Origin of the sequence: Poseidonibacter antarcticus, assembly GCF_003667345.1 — a bacterium.
Lineage (GTDB): Bacteria > Campylobacterota > Campylobacteria > Campylobacterales > Arcobacteraceae > Poseidonibacter > Poseidonibacter antarcticus.
Genome location: NZ_RCWF01000001.1, coordinates 448,394 through 466,312, shown reverse-complemented (window position 1 = coordinate 466,312; position 17,919 = coordinate 448,394). Strand labels below are relative to the sequence as shown.

At 26.0% G+C, this 17,919-nt stretch carries 20 protein-coding genes; 6 read left to right on the top strand and 14 right to left on the bottom strand.

The features are described from left to right. Positions 1-4 precede the first annotated feature (4 nt). From D9T19_RS02340 to D9T19_RS02305, 8 genes are all read right to left on the bottom strand, one after another. Positions 5-466, bottom strand: coding sequence for a DUF2798 domain-containing protein (locus D9T19_RS02340; protein ID WP_121626583.1), 462 nt, complete (start codon positions 464-466; stop codon positions 5-7). Next, entirely contained in the window at positions 467-1,759 is a 1,293-nt protein-coding gene (locus D9T19_RS02335; RefSeq protein WP_121626582.1) for an OsmC family protein, read from the bottom strand. A 421-nt stretch (positions 1,760-2,180) separates the two neighbouring features. After that, positions 2,181-3,170 (bottom strand): c-type cytochrome, encoded by a 990-nt coding sequence (locus tag D9T19_RS02330; protein ID WP_228197947.1) that lies wholly within the window; start codon positions 3,168-3,170, stop codon positions 2,181-2,183. Between the two features lie 101 nt (positions 3,171-3,271). Continuing rightward, complete coding sequence (locus D9T19_RS02325) at positions 3,272-4,399, bottom strand: sensor histidine kinase (RefSeq protein WP_121626581.1); 1,128 nt, start codon at positions 4,397-4,399, stop codon at positions 3,272-3,274. Next, on the bottom strand, positions 4,383-5,048 hold the full coding sequence (locus D9T19_RS02320) for a response regulator transcription factor (protein WP_121626580.1): 666 nt from the start codon (positions 5,046-5,048) through the stop codon (positions 4,383-4,385). Before D9T19_RS02320 ends, D9T19_RS02325 begins: the two co-directional genes overlap by 17 nt. Then, a complete protein-coding gene (locus D9T19_RS02315; RefSeq protein WP_121626579.1) occupies positions 5,045-5,935 on the bottom strand; it encodes a cache domain-containing protein in 891 nt (296 codons plus the stop codon). The genes D9T19_RS02320 and D9T19_RS02315 overlap by 4 nt, the downstream gene beginning before the upstream one ends. A 20-nt stretch (positions 5,936-5,955) precedes the next feature. Then, the gene (ftsY, locus tag D9T19_RS02310; RefSeq protein WP_121626578.1) at positions 5,956-7,029 is read right to left on the bottom strand and encodes a signal recognition particle-docking protein FtsY; all 1,074 of its coding nucleotides are present in this window, start codon (positions 7,027-7,029) and stop codon (positions 5,956-5,958) included. A gap of 9 nt (positions 7,030-7,038) precedes the next feature. Beyond that, positions 7,039-7,599, bottom strand: coding sequence for a TlpA family protein disulfide reductase (locus D9T19_RS02305; protein ID WP_121626577.1), 561 nt, complete (start codon positions 7,597-7,599; stop codon positions 7,039-7,041). 61 nt (positions 7,600-7,660) lie between these two features. Here D9T19_RS02305 and D9T19_RS02300 point away from each other — a divergent pair, with 61 nt between their 5' ends. Genes D9T19_RS02300 through D9T19_RS02280 form a run of 5 tightly spaced genes read left to right on the top strand, consistent with a single transcriptional unit; the run spans position 7,661 to position 11,835 of the window. Beyond that, the gene (locus D9T19_RS02300; protein ID WP_121626576.1) at positions 7,661-8,200 is read left to right on the top strand and encodes a 5-formyltetrahydrofolate cyclo-ligase; all 540 of its coding nucleotides are present in this window, start codon (positions 7,661-7,663) and stop codon (positions 8,198-8,200) included. Between the two features lie 10 nt (positions 8,201-8,210). Then, on the top strand, positions 8,211-9,755 hold the full coding sequence (rny, locus tag D9T19_RS02295) for a ribonuclease Y (RefSeq protein WP_121626575.1): 1,545 nt from the start codon (positions 8,211-8,213) through the stop codon (positions 9,753-9,755). 24 nt (positions 9,756-9,779) lie between these two features. Further along, a complete protein-coding gene (gene rsmD, locus D9T19_RS02290) occupies positions 9,780-10,370 on the top strand; it encodes a 16S rRNA (guanine(966)-N(2))-methyltransferase RsmD (RefSeq protein WP_121626574.1) in 591 nt (196 codons plus the stop codon). 9 nt (positions 10,371-10,379) lie between these two features. Further along, a complete protein-coding gene (locus tag D9T19_RS02285; RefSeq protein WP_121626573.1) occupies positions 10,380-11,180 on the top strand; it encodes an ABC transporter permease in 801 nt (266 codons plus the stop codon). Positions 11,181-11,199: 19 nt separating this feature from the next. Beyond that, the gene (locus tag D9T19_RS02280) at positions 11,200-11,835 is read left to right on the top strand and encodes a hypothetical protein (RefSeq protein ID WP_121626572.1); all 636 of its coding nucleotides are present in this window, start codon (positions 11,200-11,202) and stop codon (positions 11,833-11,835) included. A 12-nt stretch (positions 11,836-11,847) separates the two neighbouring features. Here D9T19_RS02280 and D9T19_RS02275 read toward each other — a convergent pair whose 3' ends face one another. After that, positions 11,848-12,669, bottom strand: a complete 822-nt coding sequence (locus D9T19_RS02275; RefSeq protein ID WP_121626571.1) for an SDR family NAD(P)-dependent oxidoreductase — start codon at positions 12,667-12,669, stop codon at positions 11,848-11,850. 58 nt (positions 12,670-12,727) lie between these two features. Here D9T19_RS02275 and D9T19_RS02270 point away from each other — a divergent pair, with 58 nt between their 5' ends. Further along, positions 12,728-13,501, top strand: a complete 774-nt coding sequence (locus D9T19_RS02270) for a TIGR02757 family protein (RefSeq protein ID WP_121626570.1) — start codon at positions 12,728-12,730, stop codon at positions 13,499-13,501. On the opposite strand, the gene D9T19_RS02265 is transcribed toward D9T19_RS02270, so the two are convergent. From D9T19_RS02265 to D9T19_RS02245, 5 genes are all read right to left on the bottom strand, one after another. Next, on the bottom strand, positions 13,498-14,100 hold the full coding sequence (locus D9T19_RS02265; RefSeq protein ID WP_121626569.1) for a sensor histidine kinase: 603 nt from the start codon (positions 14,098-14,100) through the stop codon (positions 13,498-13,500). The genes D9T19_RS02270 and D9T19_RS02265 overlap by 4 nt on opposite strands. Before the next feature lie 155 nt (positions 14,101-14,255). Further along, positions 14,256-15,794, bottom strand: a complete 1,539-nt coding sequence (locus tag D9T19_RS02260; protein ID WP_121626568.1) for an ABC1 kinase family protein — start codon at positions 15,792-15,794, stop codon at positions 14,256-14,258. Positions 15,795-15,804: 10 nt separating this feature from the next. After that, complete coding sequence (locus D9T19_RS02255; RefSeq protein ID WP_121626567.1) at positions 15,805-16,077, bottom strand: hypothetical protein; 273 nt, start codon at positions 16,075-16,077, stop codon at positions 15,805-15,807. Positions 16,078-16,165: 88 nt separating this feature from the next. Beyond that, a complete protein-coding gene (locus D9T19_RS02250) occupies positions 16,166-16,696 on the bottom strand; it encodes a DUF3833 domain-containing protein (protein WP_121626566.1) in 531 nt (176 codons plus the stop codon). Beyond that, positions 16,693-17,919, bottom strand: coding sequence for an SAM-dependent methyltransferase (locus D9T19_RS02245; protein ID WP_121626565.1), 1,227 nt, complete (start codon positions 17,917-17,919; stop codon positions 16,693-16,695). The genes D9T19_RS02250 and D9T19_RS02245 overlap by 4 nt, the downstream gene beginning before the upstream one ends.

Sequence of the window (17,919 nt, the reverse complement as noted above, 5' to 3'; positions counted from 1 at the left end):
TTTTTTATTTAGCTAAATACGCATCTAATTTTGGTTTAACAAGAATGGTCATCATTGGAGACATTACTAAAGCAAATGGAAGTGCCAGTAAATAACTCTTTAACCAAAAAGATGAAAACAGATTGAAATCTGAGTATCCATGTATATTTATAGTTGTCACTACTGCCATTATTGCTTCCATTGATAAAGCCATAAGAATTCCAATGGCTATATTTTGTAAAATTTCTTTTTGATTAGGGATACTTATTTTAACTATTTTATTTGAAATAATCATTATGATTGCACCAAGTGGCATCATTACAAGTATTGCAAAAAATAGTGAGCTATACCATGTGAAGAAGAACTTATTCGAAAATCCAATATTGGCATAAGTCATAATAGCAATAAAAGTACCTCCTATTAGACTCATCATCCCAATCATTACAAAAATCTTTTTTAGTGTTTTGTTATCTAATATTTTATTCATTTATTTGACAACTTTTCCATTTAAATAAACACTCGTTTCCATCTCAGTTTCATTTTGGATACCTTCTCCTGCAAAACACATACTAAGTGCTTGTTTAGCATATTTAACTAACTCTTCTTTTTTTGCATCACTTGTCACAATAACTTTTGTAATAACATTATCAAGATGACCATTCATAGAAGGGGTCATAAAATTATCTTGAACATAATCAAATTGATGTTCAACTCTATAGTTATCTATATTAATCCCTTTTTGATGATAGTAACCCTTAGCTGCAGTTAATTGACTCATTAAACAAAAAGATGTTCCTAAAGTAAAGTAATCTCTTGACGTTGGTGCTTTATCTATTCCTTCATATCCACGACTATCATCAGTATAAAGTTCCCAAGTTGCATAGTTTTCAGTTAATGATTTTGCTCTAATTTTATGCATAAATGGTCTTGTTTTATCATTTGCAGATTGCGCAATTACAATTTCACTAAATGCCATTGAACTTGGAAATTTATGCATATCTATAGAGAAATCATCTTTAACTTTAATTGTTTGAAGTACATTATTTAAATCAGGTGTGATGTTAGTGATTATTTGACCATTATCTTTTGATAGTGGAGTTCCTACTTTTCCTAGGTGTGCTTGTAATCCTGCCCAATTATCCGTATTTACTTGAATACCTACATCAATAGTAGATTTATTTGCTAAACCTTCTCCCACTGCCCATGCTTTAATTGCCATTTGTTTTAATTCTTTTATTTTTGAAGCTGGTTCATTACTTGAAATTAATATATTTGATACAACTTTATCTGTGTATCCAGACCATTTATCACTCATAGTATCAGACCATCTAAAAAATATTTCTGATTCTACTTTTACATCTTTCACATCTAAACCCATAACTTGAATAGCTCTTTCAACTTGAGTTAATAAACTTGAAGCTGATCCTGCTGCATAATAAGTCAAAGGATTTGGAGCAGTTTGATTATGACCTGCTCCCCTTTCATCACTTACAGCTTCCCATGCACTAAATTGATCCTCACCTACTGGTTTTACGATACCTTTTTTAAGAAAAGGTGCTTCTTTATTTACTATATTTTGTGTTGTTGTAACAATATTTTCTGTAATTGAACCATTTACTGCTATTGCTTTTGTAGGAGTAAAAGTTATAGGGCGAGTATAATTATTTAATCTTTTTGCAATTTGATAAATTGTTTGGTCTTGATTTACATCACTTTGTCCATAAACTGCACTTCCTGATACTAATAGTGCTACTACTATTGATAGTGTATTTATTTTCATCTTCGTTCCTTTTTTACTTTAAATCTTTTTTAATTTATCACTGAAAATATATATTCAGTAATTATTGTTTTTGGATTTTCAAATTGAAAATCTGGATTAAAGAACATGTATATTCCTAAAAGTACAGCCACAATTGATAATATTTAACTGCAAAAGCTGTAATATAGAATTTACGTCCTTTGAATACTGTCTTTCTAGAAAGATATAATTAAATGTAACATCTATTAACTTAAAACTAACTTTCTAGAAAGATATATTTATCAACAGTTATTCTAGAGAATTTTATGATTACTTATTATTTTTTTAAGATTGAAAATGATTTAGAGAGAAATACTTTTTAGTAAATATTTTAAGAAGTTTAGCAAAAAATAGAAAAACTATTTTACTTTCATAGTTTTTTCTATTTTCTTGGCTATTTTATTTATTTCATTAGTTTACCAAAAGGTCCAAATTGATGTTCTATAGTTTCCATATTTGGTCTATAAACATCAGGAGCTTTTACAATATCATCTGGAAAATCAGAAGTTCTATTGATTTTTTCTGGTCTATAATGACTATCTTGATTCATAAATGCAGCAACATCATATGCTTCTTTATCTGTTAATATAGGGTTTTCTTTTGTTGCACCTAGAGGCATATTTGCTTTAATAAAGTCAGCAGATTTTAATAATCTATACATTCCTGCACCTTTATTGTAAGTATCGTCACTTCCCCATAATTTTGGGAACATATAACCATTTGCACGTCCAGGATTTTTAATTCCTTCACCATTTGCTCCATGACATGATGCACAATTTTGTGAATAAACTTTTTCACCATTTACAACATCTGCCTTAGTAGTTTTCACCATTTCTCTATCAATTTTAGTTAATCTTCTACCTTCAAGTTTTGCTCCTCCTACAGGATAAGCTTGACTTAACCAATGCATATAAGCTTTCATGGCTTTCATTTCTTTACCTTCTGTTGGTAAAGAGTATCCATTCATACTTCTTTGCATACATCCATTTATTCTTGCACTTAAAGTTCCAATACCATCTTCTCTTGGTCTATATTGAGGAAATGCACCAAAAGTTCCTACAAAAGGAGCAGAATACTTTTTTGTTCCTGCATCTAAGTGACAGTTTTGACATGCATTATTATTTCCTGTATATCTCATACTTGCATCTTCAACTTCAGGTCCTATATATTTATATGTATGAACAATAAGTTCTTTACCATATTTAACTAATTTCCCATATTGATTATCAGGTAAATCTTTCATATCTGGAACTACATATTCCATTTTAGGTTGTTCAAATCCTCTATCACTTCTTTTTTGTAACTCTTTTTTATCAAAAGCAAAAACACTTGAAGAAAAAACAGTTGTCAATAAAGTTGAAATAAGAATTAATCTTTTTTTGTTAAGTTTCACAGTAACTCCTTTTTATATAAAATTATTTTACATTTAAAGAGTTACTTTAGTGTATATTTTAAAGTGTATGTTTTAAGTTATAATTAAGTATAAAATAAGTCTTATTTAAAAAAAATATATTTGAAAGTTGTTCCATCTTTTTCTGTAGAATCTAAAAATATATTAATATTATTTTCTTGACAAATATTTTTTATAATATTTAGTCCTATTCCAAAACCACCTTTTATATGGTTTTCTTTTTCATATCTCATAAAAATATTTTTCTTATTTTTTATTGGATTTGAATAATTATGGACACTGAAAATAATATGGTTTTCTTTTTTTATTAAATTAATTGTGATTATAGTTTCTTTAAATGAATATTTTATTGCATTTGAAAGTGTATTATCAATAATTCTTAGAATATGTGTTCTATTTATTATTAAATTTATATTCTCTTCTATATTTACATTGAATTTAATACTTTTGGGACTTGCTAAGCTTTCAAATTGATCTAATCTTTGTTTTAATATATTTGTAAAATCTATATCTTCTTTATTGTATTGAACTCTTTTTTGTTTTATTAAATATTCAATATCTTCATAGACTAAAAAAAGATTTTTTGTAGCATTTATTGAACGCTCAAGTTCTTTTGCTTTTTTTTGCTTATTTTCAAGTATTTCAAGATTTAGTTGTATGATTCCAAGTGGGGTTTTTAGTTCATGCATTGCATCATTGAAAAAAGCATCTAAATATTCATTTGCTTTTTTATAAGGTTCAACACTTGCTTTTATAACAAAATAAATAGAAATGAAAATAAAAAGCCCAATACCAAGACTTAAGATAAGAATTTTGAAATATACTTCATCAAAAGAGATTTTTTTGCTAAGTTGAAGATATTTTGAATTTAATCTATTATTTGAGAGCTCTACTTCTATAGACATTTTCAAGTTACTATTTACATTTAGATTTCTTGTTTGATATATTACTTTTTTATCTTTTGTTAATAAAGTTGCTTCAAATTTAAAAGATTTTGGAAAAATAAAAGTATCACTTTTAGAGTTTGAGAAGTCATAAATTGCTCTTTGTATTATTTGAGCATGCTCTATTAATAGTCTATTTTGAGTATTTTTATAATTTTCTAATTCTAAATTAGTATAAAAGTATGTAGGAATAGCAATAAATATAAAAAATATTCCAGTATAAAAAATAGAAATTTTTAGAATAAAGTTTTTACTTTTCTCTATCAATTTTATATCCTATGCCTCTTTGGTTTATAATAAATTCTTTTGAAGTTTTATCTCTAATTTTTTTAATACAAACTCTAATATCTGCTTCACAAATATACTTATCTTCCCATACGTCATTTCTTAGTTTATCTATACTTACAAATTGATTCTTATTTGATACTAAACAAAAAACTACTCTTTTTTCTTTTTTTGTTAAGTTAATCAAAGTATTATTTATAAAAAGTTCTCTTTTTAAAATGTTATATGTAAAATTAGGTTTTAATTTGATTTGATCAGAACTTTCATCAGTATAAAATAGTTTTATAAGTTGTTCAATTCTATATTTTAATTCTTTAGGTGAAAAAGGTTTTTTTATATAGTCATTACAACCTAATTCATATCCTAAGCTTAGATTATTTATATCAGTAAGAGAAGTTATATAAATTACAGGAGTATTGTTATTATCTTCTCTAATTGTTTTTACTAGTTCATATCCACTTAAAGATGGAACTTTTATATCCAAAATTAATAAATGGTATTTATTTATATAAATAGCATTTAATGCATCTTCGCCATCTTCAAAATCATCAATTTGATATCCTAAGGATTCTAAATACTCTTTAATAGTATCTTTATAATCTAAATTATCTTCTAGCAGTAAAAGTCTCATTTAATTTTAACCTTAGAGTTGATATATATAGTTTCATATTTATAATCATTACTGATATCTAAATGCTTATTATTATCAATTCCTGTGAAAATATATCCTAAATGCTTATTATCTAAACCATAATATGAGAAATAAGCAAAGGAGTAATTTTCATTTGAAATATATCCATAATCTTTAATATTATCTAAATCTAAATTATTTAAGTGATGAATATTAGCTTTATTTATAAGAATATAGTCTTTTATTCTTTTTTTATTTTTTAATTCACTTGCAATATTTAAGTATTCTTTATCTAATAATACAAATAGCTCATAACCTTTTTTAGCAAGTTCATGTGATAAATAATCAAAATCTATAATAGCTTCAACTGAACCTAAATATTCATTGTTTTCAATTATAGGAGAAATAGCTTTGATATTTAATCTCTCTCCTAATTCAATAGATACAATAGGTTTTTTCTCTTTTGCTACTTTTATTAAACCTTGTCTAAAAGATGCTAAATTTAGGTTCTTTGTATTTATATCCCAACTTCTAATATATGTTGTTAAATTTTTATTATGTATTTGGATTTCAAGAGTACTATTTTGTAATTGTTTTAAGGTCTTGATTTTCGTATTAACGATTTGAAAGCTTTTTTTTCTATCTTTTTTTATAAAACTGTCAATAATTGTTTTATCCTCAGAGAGTAAAATAGATAAAGATAAAGCATATCTCTTTTGTTCTTCAAAAAGATTTTTTGTAGTTGTTAGGGCATTTTCTAATTTATTTATAAGTCTATTGCTATTGTTTAAGTTATTTAGGAAATAGAAAACTAAAAAAATAGTAAAAGAGGCAATTACTATTATGGCAAATAAATATCTATTTGTTTTTGAGTTTAAAAATCCCAAACTTTACCTCTTTTTTTTAACTATTTTTCTTCTGTATAAATCTCATCTAATAGTGAATCTACAAATGCATCAGGACTAAATTCGATTAAATCCTCTTTTTGTTCACCAACTCCTACAAAGAATATTGGAAGTTCAAGTTGATTTGAAATAGAAAATAATGCTCCACCTTTTGCAGTTCCATCAAGTTTTGTAACAATAATTCCATCAATACCAACCATTTCATTAAAAGCTTTTGCTTGTGCGATTGCTGTATTTCCTTGTGTTCCATCTAAAATCATTAGTTTTTGATGTGGAGCATTTTCTTTTGCTTTTGAACAAACTTTTACAATTTTAATAAGTTCATTATTAAGATTTTTTTGTGTTTGTAATCGTCCTGCTGTATCAATAATTACATTATCAATGTCTTTTGCAATTGCTGATGAAATAGTATCATAAGCTACAGCTGAAGAGTCATGACCTTGTTTTGTTTTGATAATTGGAACATCTAATCTATCGGCCCATGTTGAAAGTTGTTCAATTGCAGCTGCTCTAAATGTATCTCCAGCTCCTAAAATCACACTTTTCCCATCTTGTTTAGCTTTATAGGCTAATTTAGCGATTGTTGTAGTTTTACCAGCTCCATTTACTCCAATAATAAGTCTTACAAATGGTTTTGGTAAATTACTTAAATCAACATCAGGTGCATGTTCAAAAAGCATTACAAGTCTGTGTCTTAACTGTTTTCTTGTAATTTCAGCAGGTAATCCATCCATTGCTTTTTCAATAATTTCATATTCCATATCTGCTTCAATTAGCATTTCTTCAATATCATCAAAATCAATTTTTTCTTTTTTTGTTGGAATAACTGTTTTAATACTTGAAAATGTTTTTTCTAAAGCTCTTGAAAAGAAACCTTTTTTCTCTTCTACTTCTTTTATTTCTTCTTTAATAGGTTCAATTATTTTTTCTTTTACTTCTTCAACCACTTCTTTTTCAAGTTCTTTTACTTCTTCTACAATTTCTTGAACTTTTTCTTCAATCTTTTCTTCTATAACTTCTTTGGGAAGTTCTTCTTTTGGTTCTTCTTTCTTTTTCTTTTTAAAAAAACTAAACATTACTTACCTTTATTTCTCAAGAATTTTTTTGATATCAATTTCCATCATTTCAGAAGGAACAATTCCTACATATTTTTGAAATATTGTTGAATCTTTATCAATTAAAATCATAGTTGGAATTGATTTTATTTCTCCTAATCCTGTTGATAATGCAAAATTCTCATCACTATTTGTCACTTGATAATTAATTTTATATTTATTTATAAATTCATTTATAATTTCATTTGATTTATCTTGTTCTAATAAAACTGAAACTATTTTTAAATCATTTGCATATTTATTTTGTAGATTAACTAAATTAGGAATCTCTGCTTTACAAGGTGGACACCATGTTGCAAAAAAGTTTAATAATATAATTTTTTCAGGATAATCTTTGAAAATTATTTTATCTCCTTGAATTTTTACATTTAAATCTAAATTATCTGTTGTTTTTAATACAAAGTCTTTTTTTACTGTTACTTCTTTTTTAGTATCTGTTTTATTTGATTGTTCACCATCTGTTTTTGAATCACATCCTGTAAAAAATAAAATTGATAAAATTGATAAAGATGCTAATGTTTTAAACTGCATTTTAATTCCTTTGGGTAAAATTATTTGTTGGGTAGGAATTTTACCTAAGTGAGGCTTAAAAATGGAATTAAATCACAAAAGTGATTTTAGAAAATCGTGTATAAAAAGATTAAAGTTTACAAGTGTAACTTCAAAGTATTATAAAGACAAAATTGTCCTTAAAAAATTAGAAAATTTTATAAATAGAAGCAAAGCAAAAAATATTTTATTATATATACCTTTAGGTATAGAAGTTGATGTTAAACCATTAATAAATAAATTAAGAAAAATAAAAAATAAAAATGTTTATGTTCCTTATATGGAAGGTGATAGTTTTAAGATAGTTAAATATAGATTACCTCTACAAAAAAAGAAATTTGGAATAGAAGAAACGAATAACTCTTTTTTTAAAGCAGCGCAAATTGATTTAGCCATAGTACCTATTGTGGGAGTAGATGCTATTGCTAAGAGAATTGGCTTTGGAAAAGGAATGTATGATAGATTTTTTGGTAGATTATCTTATAAACCAACACTAGTTTTTACACAATTAATACTTTGTCAAAGTGACAAAATTTTATCTGAAAGTTACGATATTCAAGCAGATTATATAATAACTAATTAAGGTTTTGAATATGGAATATATTATTGGATGTATTGTAATAGCATTTATTAGTGCAGTATCAAGCATAATAATTGTTAGAAAAATTGATAGAGCTAAGTTTCAAGTGTTTATTGAACAAGCAAAAGCAAAAGCAAAAGTGATTGAGCATGAGGCTGAAGTTTCTTTAAAAGATTCGCAGTTAAAAGCAAAAGTTGAGTGTGATAAAGAGTTTAGAAATGCAAGACGTGATTATGAATCTATGCTTGCAAAAATTGAGAGAAAAGAAAAAGAATTAAACGAACATCTTGAAAAAGAACTAGGAATAATTAAATCTGAAAAAGAAGAGATTATTGAAAAAAACAAGAAAATAACAACAATTAAAGAGGGTTTAGAAAAACAAAGAAAAACTTATGAAGTAAAAACTTTGGAAGCGATAAAAATTCTTGAAAATGCATGTGGTCTTACAGTTGATGAGGCTAAAGAATTAATGATTAAAAAAGTTAAAGAAGATTCAAGAGCACAAATAGCTTCAATTTTTAGAAAAAAATATAAAATTGCAGAGGCAAATACAAAAAATGAAATTAATAATATGCTATCTCATGCAGTTACAAGATATGCAGGAGAGTTTGCAGCTGAGCGATTAATCAATAATTTACCAATTAAAGATGATGAAACAAAGGGTAAGATTATTGGTAAAGAGGGACGAAATATTAAAGCTCTTGAAATGTTATTAGGTGTAGATATTATTATTGATGATACTCCAAATACTATTACTATTTCTTCATTTAACCTTTATAGACGGGCTATTGCTACACGAACTATTAAAGATTTATTAGAAGATGGTAGAATTCAACCAGCAAGAATTGAAGAGATTTTTAATAAAGTGAAAAAAGAGTTTGATGCTAATATTTTAAAAGAGGGTGAAGATGTAATACTAGAACTTGGTATTAAAACAATGCATCCTGAACTTATCAAATTAGTTGGAAGACTTAGATATAGAGCATCTTATGGACAAAATGCCTTAGCTCATACTTTAGAAGTATCACATTTAGCTGGATTATTAGCTGCTCAAATGGGTGGAGATGCAATTTTAGCAAGACGTGCTGGATTATTACATGATATTGGAAAAGCTTTAACTCATGAAATGCCAGGTTCTCACGTAGACCTAGGTGCTGAAATTTGTAGAAGATATGATGAACCTGATACTGTAATAAATGCTATTTATGCACATCACGGTCATGAAGAACCTATAAATGTAGAAAGTGCAGCTGTTTGTGCTGCGGATGCTTTAAGTGCTGCAAGACCAGGAGCAAGAAGAGAAGTATTGGAAAGTTTCTTAAAAAGAGTGGAAGAAGTAGAAAATATTTCAACTTCAAAAACAGGAGTTTTAAATGCCTTTGCAATTAATGCAGGACGTGAAGTTCGAGTTATTGTAAAAGCACAATTAGTAAACGATGATGAAGCTGTTATTTTAGCTAGTGAAATAGCAAAAGAAATTGAAGAAAAAGTTCAATATCCAGGTGAAATAAAAGTAAATGTAATTAGAGAATTAAGAGCTCAATCTTACGCTAGATAAAAGAGAAAAAGAGAAAAAGAGAAAATGAAAATAAATACGCCAACAACAAAAATTATTGCAGGAAAATATAAAGGTAAAACAATAGCTTTACCTTCATTAGATGTTACAAGATCGTCTAAATCAAGACTTAAAGAGTCTTTATTTAATGTTTTACAGTTTGATATTATTGATAAAATATTCATAGAAGCTTTTGCAGGTTCTGGATCTATTGGTCTTGAAGCAGTTTCAAGGGATGCTAAAAAAGCATATTTTGTAGAATTAGATAAAGGTTCATATAATATTCTTGTAAAAAATTGTAAAGCAATTGATATGAATAAATGTCAAACAATTATTGGAGATACTTTTGTTCAAACACCTTCTATTTTAGAATCTTTGAAAAGTTCAAATGATGAAATTATACTTTATGTAGATCCTCCTTTTGATTTTAGAGATGGTATGGATGATATTTATGCAAAATCTTTTAAAATGATTGAAGAAATAGAAAATGAAAATATTTTTATGATTATTATAGAGCATGTTACAACTTTAGAAATTCCAAATACACTTGGTAAATTTACTTTAAGTAAAACTAAGAAGTTTGGTAAAAGTACACTTTCATATTATACTTATTCATAGGTAGAAAAAATGTATAAATTTGCGACATATTTAATAGTTTCTTTAATTGGATTAGTTTTTATATTGCCATTTTTTTATACAGTATCTCCTTATGAATTAAATCCCTTGAAAATTCTAACTAGTCCATCTTTAGAACATCTATTTGGAACAGATAGATTAGGTAGGGATGTATTAGCTAGAATCCTTGAAGGTGGACAAACTTCACTTATAATTGGCTTTTTAGCAGCTAGTATATCTTCGCTAGTTGGTTTGTTTATTGGAATAAATGCAGGATATTTCAAAGGAAATATTGATAAAACTATAACTATAGTAATAGATTTATTTTTAACATTTCCTACATTTTTTTTACTTTTAGCTTTGGTTTCATATATTCAAGCTTCATCTGTTATTTTAATCATTGTAATTTCAATTACAGGATGGATGGGAATGGCTAGGCTTATAAGAAGTGAAAGTTTTGCAATAGGAAATAAACCTTATATTAAAATATTAAAACTATCAAATGTTTCTACTTTTAAAATCATATTTAAATATTTTTCACCTTTATTAGCTCCAATATTTCTTATATCTTTTACTTTTGGAGTAGGGGGTTCGATTTTAGCTGAATCTGGTCTTTCTTTTTTAGGACTTGGTATAAATCCACCTCAAATGTCTTGGGGTTCATTATTAAGTGATGGAAAAAGTGTAATTGATATAGCTTGGTGGGTTAGTTTTTTCCCTGGTTTAATGATATTTTTAATTACATTTTCGCTTATTCAGATTTCAGATTTTTTACAAAGTAAATTTAATACAAAAGAAATTCAAAACTCTTAAAATAATAAGGATATTTATCATGACTTACTTTTTTAAAATACTTTTTTTATTACCGTTATTAGTTTTCACTGCATGTTCTTCAAAAAATGAACTTAAAATAAATGAGCAAATGAATTCTTTTTCTTTATACAAAAATGTTGTAATTTTATCGACACCTCAAACAGTTCCAAGTCCTTTTTCTATTGGATTAGGTGTTGGAAGTAGTATATCTAGGCATGTCGGAGTTAGTATGGGCACAACAATCCGTCCAGAAATTTCAAATGATGAAGCTTTGGATTTAGAAAGAAGTATTGCATTACATAATATTTCATTATCAAATATTATAAAAAATGAATTTTCTCAACAAATGAAAAATGATGAGTACTATCAAAACAAATTTGTTCCATTTGGAGCTAATTATACAGTTCATTTATTTATTCCAAAGTTTTTAATTGATAAATCAATGTTTAGTTCTAATGCGAACTTAAAAGTTTATATTGATTTAGAAATATTAAACAAAAATAGTGATGTTATATATTCAGATAGTGTAGTAAATGAATCTTTTTCATATAAAGAAAATAGTTTATTAAATAATAAAATGGTTTTAGAAAAAGCATTAATAGACTCAATTGAGAAATCTATTAAAGAATTGATTTCAAATATGAAGAAAAGCTAAAAGCTTATCTTCTTACATTTTATTTAATATTTTATCCATAATTGAAGTTGAAAAAATTCTCTTACAAAATCCTAGAATATATGTTGCTTTTGTAACATAATATCTAGGTTTTGGTTTTTTTGTATTCATAATTTTAAATACCACATTTGCAACAGAAGATGCTGGAAGATTGAAAGGTGTATTGTCTTTTGTCGATTCTAATCTCTTTTTTAACTCTTTTTTATAAAGCTTGCTAAAATAACTATTTTCAATATCAATATTTGCATTAAAATTCTTCAAAGAATTTTCTCTAAAACTTGAAGTTACAGGACCTGTATTAATAACACTTACAGAGATATTTGAGCCTATTACTTCTTGTCTTAAAGTGTCTGTTAATCCTTCTATTGCATATTTACTTGCATTATAAGCACCTCTAAATTTTAAAGAAATAATCCCTAAAACAGAACTATGTTGTATTATTTTTCCATAACCTTGTTTTCTAAATATTTTCATTACTTGAATTGTAACTTCGTGTAATCCAAATATGTTTGTTTCAAACTGTTCTTTTAAAACTTCAGTACTTAGATCTTCAACTGCACCTGGTTGCCCAAATCCTGCATTGTTAAATACTGCATCTAATCTTTTATCATTTTCTAAAATTGTACTAAGTGCAGAAGCTATTTGCTCTTTGTTTCTTACATCAATTTTAAATGCATTAAAGCCTAAGTTTTTAAGCTTGATTACATCTTTATCTTCTCTAGCACTTGCATATACTTTAAAACCATTATGTTTTAAAACCAATGCAGTTTCTAAACCTATACCTGTTGAACATCCTGTTATTAATATGTTTTTCATTTAACACTCTTTTTCTTTAATTAAAGGTATTATATCCAATCAAAAATATGGATAGATAATGAATAATATAAAAAAGCTTTTGGATAATGAATTTGAACAAAGAAATAAAGAGTATGAACTCTCGTACGACAAACCAGACCCACTTTTGGTAGCAAGTAGATATGATGATGAATATATAATTCTTTTATGTGCTTTATTTGCTTATGGAAAAGCCAGTATGATTGTAAAATTTCTAGATAGCTTAGATTTTTCACTTTTAGATGCAAGTGATGAAAAAATTGATAAAGAATTAGACTCATTTTATTATAGATTTCAAAATAGTGAAGATATAAAGATAATATTTAAAACATTTAAAAAAATGAAAAAAACAAGTAGTCTAAATGAGATTTTTCTAAAAGGATATAAAGAAAATAGTTCTATTTTAGAAGGCTTAGACTATCTAATAAAACAAATACATGAAATAGCAAATCATAAATCCCAAGGTTTTACATTTTTAGTTTCAAGTCCTTTAAAAAGAGATAAAAATGGACAAATAAAAGAAATAGGAAATGCACCATATAAAAGATGGAATATGTTTTTACGTTGGATGGTAAGAGATGATGAACTTGATTTAGGATTATGGAAAGGTATAGATAAAAAAGATTTGATACTGCCTTTGGATACACACACCTTTAATGTATCAAGAAAGCTAGGACTTTTAACACGAAAAACCTATGATTTAAAATCTGCATTGTTAATCACAGAAAAATTAAAAAGTTTTGATATAAATGACCCTATTAAGTATGATTTTTCACTGTATCGTATTGGACAAGAAAAATTATTTATATTTTAAATATTTTTTCCAATATTAAAAATAATCTTAAAGCAAGCACCATCTATAGTATTTTCTACAGAAATTTCACCATCTAATTTCATAGTTAGAATATTTTTTGCTAAGAATAGTCCTAGTCCACTAGATTTTAAACTAGTTAAATCTTTCTCAAAAATACTGTTTATTGGAGTTGTTTTTATTCCTCCTGCATTGTCACTAATAGTTATGATTATTTGTTTGTTTATTTTTGTGCTTACAATTTTTATAAATGGATTTTTTATATTTTTACTTTTAAATACTTTAATGGCATTTTCAAGTATTATTAAAAATATATTGGAGATTAAATATTTATCTGAATATAAAGTATATTTATTTTTTGTTTCAGTAATTATTTTTATATTTAATGAATCAATTTGACTTTTAAAAATCTTTATAGAAGATGATATGGAATTACTTAAATCAATATTCTCTATACCTTTTTTATCTGCATATAAATCAAGAAATTTTTCTCCTGTCTTTGACATATAAGTAGTAGTAGTTTTTATTTGTTCTAGTGAATTATCAATTATTTGTGATAAATTAGGGTCTTTAAACTCTTTTGCAGCAGATATATTATTCATTGCATAATATATATGATTAATTGGTTCTTTCTATTGATGGGACATATTAATCATACTTTGACCAATATTTGAGAGTTTTGTATATTCATTTAATAAAATCAAAGCATTTTCTTTGTCTTTTCTTAATTCTAGTAATCTTTCCATCCTAATATATCTTATTTATATATCAATCTTACAAATCCTAATAAAAAAAGTCCTATTGAAACCTCTTTGGGTTCAAAGCCATACAATACATAGAAAATTGATGCAAAAATAAGCCCAAGAGATATAGCATATGATTTTAAAAGTTTTTTAGTACTATTTGCAATAAACTCTAACTGATTATTTGATAACTCAACTTCAAGAGTACCTTCACTAGCTTTTCTAATAACTGTCTTTAAATTTTTTATCATAAATGGTAGATCTTTTACCTCTTCAACAATTGTTTCAGATATTGACTCTTTAGCACCTAATGCTTTTGGAAGATTTTTTGTTAATATTGGAAGAATATCTTTTACACCATTGAAATTCTCAATATATGTAGTACCTAATCCTTCAATAATAGCACTTACTCTTAAAATATAAATAGCATCACTTGGAAGTTTAAAAGGTAAATCTCTTGTACTTTCTAAAACTTCAAATGCAAGTTTTTGCATTGATTCACTATCTAGATTATTATTTGAGAAAATATCAAACATTTTTGCTGTAAATTCTGCTAATTCACTTGTAGGAGCTTCATAAGCAATCGTTCCTAATCTTTTGCTGGCACTTATATATGTTTCATAATCTTGTTCGTTAGCAGCTTTAATAAGCTCAATAATAGCTATTCTTTTATCATTTGGAATTGTCTTTACCATTCCAAAATCAAGTAAAATTAATTCACCTTTTTTGTTTACTAATAAATTTCCTGGATGTGGATCTGCATGAAAATATCCATTTATTAACATTTGTGTTGTATAAAAGTCTACAAGATTTGCAATAATAGCTTTGAAATCAATATTATGACCTAATATATTTTCTTTGTCATCAAATCTAAAACCTTCTTCAAAACTCATAACTAGAGCATCATCACAAGAATATTTTGCATAAGCTTTTGGAAATCTTATATTTTGCTTTTTGTATACTTTTTTGAATGTTTTTAGATTTGTCATTTCTTTATTAAGACTTACTTCTTCAACAATCATTTTTGAGAATTCTGAAATTACTGATTCAATTGAATTTTTTGTATATGAAGAAAATAGTGGTTTAAAAAGTGTATTGAAAAAGCTTATGATTTTAATGTCTGCTAAAACTTGCTCTTTAATTCCTTTTCTTCTTATTTTAACTGCAACTTTTTTACCATTTTTTAAATATGCTTTGTGAACTTGACCAATAGATGCTGATGCAATTGGAATATCTTCAAAACTTGTAAAAATATCTTTATCTTTAAAAGATATATTATAAATTTCTTTAAAATCTTTTTCTTTCATTGCAGGAATTTGGTCATGAAGACCTTTTAATTCTTCTAAATAATCTTCTAAAAAAAAATCTGATCTAGTTGCTAAAACTTGAGCTAGTTTTATAAAACTAGCACCAAGACTAACAATTGTATATTTTAATTTTTTTGGTTTAAGAGGTGTAATTAATAGAAAACTCTTTTTTTTCTTAATAACTAAATAAACCGTTAGTAAAAAAGTAAAAACTCTATAAACTCTTAATAGTGAATAATATTTTATAACTTATCCTTTACTTGGTTTTTTTCAACTCTTCTTCTAGTTTCATCAAATCTTTTTTTGTAGCAAGGCCAAGCTCATTTATAATCTCTTTCATCATAGATTTCATTTGTTTTTTAATTCGTTTGTTTTCTGCTTTGCCTTTTTTTTCAAAAGATTTCATTAAATCTTTTGCATCAGATTTTTTAATTTTTCCTTTACCTTCTAATACTTTTAATTCTTCTTCCATTTTTTGTCTTGCTATTACTGAAGCACCAAGTATTGTATTTGCTAATTCTTTTAACATTTTTTATCCTTTTTATAAATTGAAATTATTTTTTCTATAACAAATCAAAGTATTCATTAGCTTATAAAATTTACGATATCTTCTTATTTTAATCTTTTATTATTGTGATAATAAGTTCACCTACTGTGAATCCAAATTTTTTCATTTTAGAGTGATTTATTATTACACCATCTTCTTGTAAATGAAGCCAATCTTTTACAGAAATATTAATAGTCGAATCATTATAAGGTACTTCCATTATATAATCAATCATAACTGTATTTCCATTTGCAATCATTTTTGCAGTACCTACAATATCTCCTGCTGTTGCATCAAAAGTTTTTTTTCCAGTAGGTTTTAATTTCCATATTCTTGATAGTTTTTCTCCATCATCATATATAAATTTTTCATCTAATGTTCCAATTCCCTTTTCATCCCAAGAACCAATTAATTCACCTTTAAAAGTTCTAATAATTTTTCCACTTCTATCTTTTACTAATCCATAAGCTCTTAACGTACCATTAAAATATTCTTGAGGAATAAACTCTGGTTTTTTATTTGTAAAATCTTCTATTTGCATTTTTGAACATCCTGTAAAAATTAAAAATATAGCTATTAAAAGTATCAGTTTTAGTTTCATTCTACTAATCCTGAATTTAAAGCTGTATTTTGATATCTAGTAAACGAAACTTGAACAAGATTAATATTTCTTGTTAAAAAGGCTGCTTCACAATAACAAAGGTACATTTTCCACATTCTAACAAAATATTCATCAAACCCTAATTTTTTAATGTGTTCAATTTTTGCATTGAAATTTTTATGCCAAATATTAAGTGTTTTTGCATAATGCTCTGTATATTCTTCCATATGAAGAAGGTTTAATTTTGTATTTTTACTAGTAACATCAAGTATCTTTCCAACACTAGGAAGATGACCTCCTGGGAAAATATACTTTTGAATAAAATCAGTACCTTTACAATATGCGTTATATCTTTGATCTGGCATTGTGATTATTTGCATTACTAATATTCCACTAGGATTTAGTAACTCTTCACATTTTTTAAAGAATACATCAAAATATTCACGTCCAACTGCTTCAAACATTTCAACTGCAATTACTGCATCAAATTGCCCTTGCATATCTCTATAATCTTTTAACATTACATTTACTGACTCTTCTATATTATGTTCTTTGAATCTACCTTCACAAAGTTTTTTTTGCTCTTTAGATAGTGTTAATGTGGTAACTTCACAATCATATTCTTTTACCAAGTGCATAGCCATAGCACCCCATCCAGATCCAATTTCAAGTACTTTTGAACCTTTTTTTAGATTTAGTTTTTTTGCTAATATATCTATTTTTCTTTTTTGAGCTTCAAATAAAGGTTCATCTGGTTTTTCAAATACAGCTGATGAGTACATCATTGTATCATCTAAGAATAATTCAAAAAATTCATTTGATAAATCATAATGTTCTTGAATATTTTTTTGTGAACGTGTTTTCGAATTTTTTCGTAAAGAGTGCTTTAATTTATTAACTATTGGGAATAAATTATGAAGAGAAAATTTTTTTGCATCTTCACTTTTTGTTTCTAATTCTTGTGAATTAATGATTCCAATTTTTATTAAAGCTGTTAAATCATCACATTCAAAGTCTTTATCCATAAAACTCTCTGCAAAACCTATATCTCCAAAAAGAGTTAACCTTTTAAATAAATCTGCATTATTCAATACAAGCTTAGCTTTTGGTTCTTGATTATTTCCATATATTTTTTTTGTACCATCACTAAAAATTACATCTAAAGTTCCTTGTGTGATTTTTGATAAATATTGATCACCTAATTTATTCCAAAAAGTTTTCAT

What these genes read in the sequence shown, in the direction of transcription:
- D9T19_RS02300 (WP_121626576.1), top strand. Translation starts at nt 7,661, where the DNA reads ATGGAATTAAATCACAAAAGTGATTTTAGAAAATCGTGTATAAAAAGA.
- D9T19_RS02335 (WP_121626582.1), bottom strand. Translation starts at nt 1,759, where the DNA reads ATGAAAATAAATACACTATCAATAGTAGTAGCACTATTAGTATCAGGA.
- rsmD (WP_121626574.1), top strand. Translation starts at nt 9,780, where the DNA reads ATGAAAATAAATACGCCAACAACAAAAATTATTGCAGGAAAATATAAA.
- D9T19_RS02340 (WP_121626583.1), bottom strand. Translation starts at nt 466, where the DNA reads ATGAATAAAATATTAGATAACAAAACACTAAAAAAGATTTTTGTAATG.
- D9T19_RS02255 (WP_121626567.1), bottom strand. Translation starts at nt 16,077, where the DNA reads ATGTTAAAAGAATTAGCAAATACAATACTTGGTGCTTCAGTAATAGCA.
- D9T19_RS02265 (WP_121626569.1), bottom strand. Translation starts at nt 14,100, where the DNA reads ATGAATAATATATCTGCTGCAAAAGAGTTTAAAGACCCTAATTTATCA.
- D9T19_RS02305 (WP_121626577.1), bottom strand. Translation starts at nt 7,599, where the DNA reads ATGCAGTTTAAAACATTAGCATCTTTATCAATTTTATCAATTTTATTT.
- D9T19_RS02280 (WP_121626572.1), top strand. Translation starts at nt 11,200, where the DNA reads ATGACTTACTTTTTTAAAATACTTTTTTTATTACCGTTATTAGTTTTC.
- D9T19_RS02245 (WP_121626565.1), bottom strand. Translation starts at nt 17,919, where the DNA reads ATGAAAACTTTTTGGAATAAATTAGGTGATCAATATTTATCAAAAATC.
- D9T19_RS02270 (WP_121626570.1), top strand. Translation starts at nt 12,728, where the DNA reads ATGAATAATATAAAAAAGCTTTTGGATAATGAATTTGAACAAAGAAAT.
- rny (WP_121626575.1), top strand. Translation starts at nt 8,211, where the DNA reads ATGGAATATATTATTGGATGTATTGTAATAGCATTTATTAGTGCAGTA.
- D9T19_RS02285 (WP_121626573.1), top strand. Translation starts at nt 10,380, where the DNA reads ATGTATAAATTTGCGACATATTTAATAGTTTCTTTAATTGGATTAGTT.
- D9T19_RS02250 (WP_121626566.1), bottom strand. Translation starts at nt 16,696, where the DNA reads ATGAAACTAAAACTGATACTTTTAATAGCTATATTTTTAATTTTTACA.
- ftsY (WP_121626578.1), bottom strand. Translation starts at nt 7,029, where the DNA reads ATGTTTAGTTTTTTTAAAAAGAAAAAGAAAGAAGAACCAAAAGAAGAA.
- D9T19_RS02275 (WP_121626571.1), bottom strand. Translation starts at nt 12,669, where the DNA reads ATGAAAAACATATTAATAACAGGATGTTCAACAGGTATAGGTTTAGAA.
- D9T19_RS02320 (WP_121626580.1), bottom strand. Translation starts at nt 5,048, where the DNA reads ATGAGACTTTTACTGCTAGAAGATAATTTAGATTATAAAGATACTATT.